This window comes from Streptomonospora sediminis (assembly GCF_054778995.1).
Genome location: NZ_BAAGYZ010000084.1, coordinates 1 through 3,018 on the forward strand (window position 1 = coordinate 1; position 3,018 = coordinate 3,018).

Annotated in this window: 1 protein-coding gene and 2 pseudogenes; all 3 read left to right on the forward strand. The window is 56.1% G+C overall.

The genetic code is table 11. The annotated features are described in order from the left end of the window. Positions 1 to 1,189: pseudogene (locus ACYVD5_RS17435) on the forward strand (hypothetical protein); the annotation flags it as partial. A 66-nt stretch (positions 1,190 to 1,255) separates the two neighbouring features. Then, positions 1,256 to 2,227 carry a hypothetical protein gene (locus ACYVD5_RS17440; RefSeq protein WP_461002124.1) on the forward strand — a complete coding sequence of 324 codons (972 nt, stop codon included), beginning with the start codon at positions 1,256 to 1,258 and terminating at the stop codon, positions 2,225 to 2,227. Positions 2,228 to 2,550: 323 nt separating this feature from the next. Continuing rightward, positions 2,551 to 3,018 (forward strand): annotated as a pseudogene (locus ACYVD5_RS17445) (hypothetical protein); the annotation flags it as partial.

Sequence of the window (3,018 nt, forward strand, 5' to 3'; positions counted from 1 at the left end):
CCAGGACCCCAACCAGGACAACGGCAACGACGACCACGGCCAAGACCAGAACCAGGGGCAGGGGCAGGACCAGGGGCAGGACGACAAGCCGGGCAACGAACAGGGCCCCGGAAACGAACAGGGATCCGACGACGGGCAGAACAGCCCACCCACCGACAAGAACCAAGACGACCAAAACAAGCCGGGCAACGAACAGGGCCCCGGAAACGAACAGGGATCCGACGACGGGCAGAACAGCCCACCCACCGACAAGAACCAAGACGACCAAAACAAGCCGGGCAACGAACAAGACCCCGGAAACGAACAAGGACCCGGCAACGGGCAGAACAGCCCACCCACCGACAAGAACCAAGACGACCAAAACAAGCCGGGCAACGAACAAGACCCCGGAAACGAACAAGGACCCGGCAACGGGCAGAACAGCCCACCCACCGATAAAAACCAAGACGACCAAGACGACCCCGGCAACCAACCTGAAGGCAACCAGGGCAACGGTAAAGGCGGAGGCGGTGACACACAGCAGGCCACCCCGGCCAGGCTGATGGAGAAACCCGTCGCTCAGAAACCGGAAGATGAAGGCAAAGACGGGCAAGACGACGGTGGCCAGGGAGAGGACACCGAAAGAGGGCAAAAGAACCGCGGCGAGGAACTGGGCGGAGGAAACGGCGGACAAGGCGGCGAAGAGGGGAGCGAGAAGGGCGGCGAGGAAGACAACGAACAAAGCGGTGAGGAAGGAGGCGAGGAAAACAACAGCGAAGGCGGAGGGAACGATAGCGGCGGAGGCGAAAACCAGGACAATGGGAATAGTGACGTCACCGTCGTCGACTACGGAATGATCCGCGAGTTCAACAAGAATCACATACTTCCCGCCATAGACGTACTTAAATACCATGTTGGGGAGTTCAGCTTCTACGAAGAGACAAAGCCTCCGTTTCTTAGGATCGGGAACCCCGAACTCTTTGAACCGGCCAAGTCAATTCAAAAAAAGGTCGACGATTCACTCCCACTGATTTATTCCGCCGTCAAGAAAATTCACCAAGAGATGAAAGACGTCAACGACGGCCTTGAAAAGAATGTGCAAAACTTTGGCCGACAAGAGGACGAGGCAACCCTTGAAATCGAAGAATTGAGGAATATTATTGGAAAACCACCTACTGACAACAAAGATGGGGATGACGGCAATAAGTAGGTAACCTGAGACCACATTCGAACGCTTTGGCCATACCTCCCACCCCTGAGAATTCGAGGTGAATCAATGCCCAAGCCAATCGCTGACATCATGAATATTTTCGCAGATTCGGGAAAAGATGGAAATTTTCCTCCAATGGATGGAAGGATGCTGCTCGATCCCCCTTGGTTGATCAACCCTAAATACTTCCCGAATATCACGGAAGATCCGCCCGACTATGGAGACACAAATATCGCGTGGGTTCACATTTCCGATGACAATACCAGAGCAGATGCCGGAGGATTCACGTCGGACCCGCACGTGCTGACGGAGTTGGACACCGAATTCAGAATACAGCTACAGAGTCTTACCAACGTAGCGATCGATCGAGGTGCGTGGTCCACCAACTATGAAAAAGGGACTCTCACAACGATCGCCAGGAAAATTGACATCCTGGAAACAGACTTGCGCTCGTTCGCCGACGGCGAAAAACCCAGAAAAGGAAGAGAGGAGTTTCCCGGACTCAAGGGCGCTCTGCACGACCTGAACTTGGACCCGGGAGGCGGATACAAAGGTACTGCGGCCGGGGCATTCGGAAACAGGCTTGCTGAGCTCACCTCTCGACTCAGAGACTTTTACGAACAATTAAATGGGATCGACAAGCACCTCAGTACCATAATGGACGAAATCCAACCGGAGCTCAACGAACTCGAAACACAAGTATACGAATGGGTCGGTGACCCTACTACCTACACCTACCACATTATCTACGAGTGGTACTCGAACACCACTAGTGTAGTCCAGGACTCCAAAGGGGAAAACGGGGAGTTCGCGATAGTCTACAACCCGAATGGGGACAGCGGGATCATTACCCACGAGGACACAAAAAATGGAATCCAAAAGGAATTGAACAGGAAGTGGCAGGAAAAATTCCAACCCGTTGAAGACGCCGCAAACAAACTATACAGCAAGATGGAAACAGCTTACGGAGACGCACTCGAAAAAATCAACAAGTTTGAATCTCCAACGGGAGAAGAACTTCCTGAATACGCGGAGTGATTCGATGCGCAATCCCTCCAAGAAATCTTATGGCGCGAGTTCAGAAACGCGGCTGCCCCAAAAAACAACTCATCTGCCGGTTTCGCCGGCTCCCCGTCCGCCGATGAATTTCGTTCCCGACAACATCCACCGCGCTGACGCTTACAGCGCACGGCCGCGGTCGGCGGCCCCGGCGGCAGCCTCCGCCGAGACCGCCGACTGCGGCCGCTGTGCACTCTCGCACCCGCTGCTCTTGAGTAGTCCTTCTAAGACCTGACTCCCCCACCTCCCGACGCGACCACGCCCCCGCCTAACGGCGCACTGGAGATCTAGGAGACACAGCCGTGGCCATTCCACCTCAAGACGAGTCAACCGGCGACCCGAACGAACCGGTACAGGATCGCACTGAGTTTTTCCGCCAGGTTCTCTCCCCCGTTCAGAACACCGAGCCGGAACCCCTGCTGCAACGGCAGGAACCCGGTGACCCAATGCAGCCGCAAGAACCGTTGACTCCCATCCAGGCGGCGGAGTCACCAATCGAATTTCAGAGCGACGACTATCACGGCCGCCTCCCGTCCGAAGTTGCGCCCGGTTATGTGTCCGCCCCCTTGCTACTCCCCGATGAACCTCACGATGTCCCTCACGAGGATGTCGACAAGTCCGCGATCTCATTGGACAGCGAGGACGGCACCGCCACCCTCGAGTTCGGTGATGTGACGATCGGGATCGATCCGGAAGCCGACGAGGTCCAGATCGACCCCGGCGACCAAGACATGCGCCTGGACCCCGACACCGGTCTGCTCAGCGTCGGC

Excerpts from the sequence above, each read along its gene's own strand:
- ACYVD5_RS17440 (WP_461002124.1), top strand. The coding sequence starts at position 1,256 with ATGCCCAAGCCAATCGCTGACATCATGAATATTTTCGCAGATTCGGGA.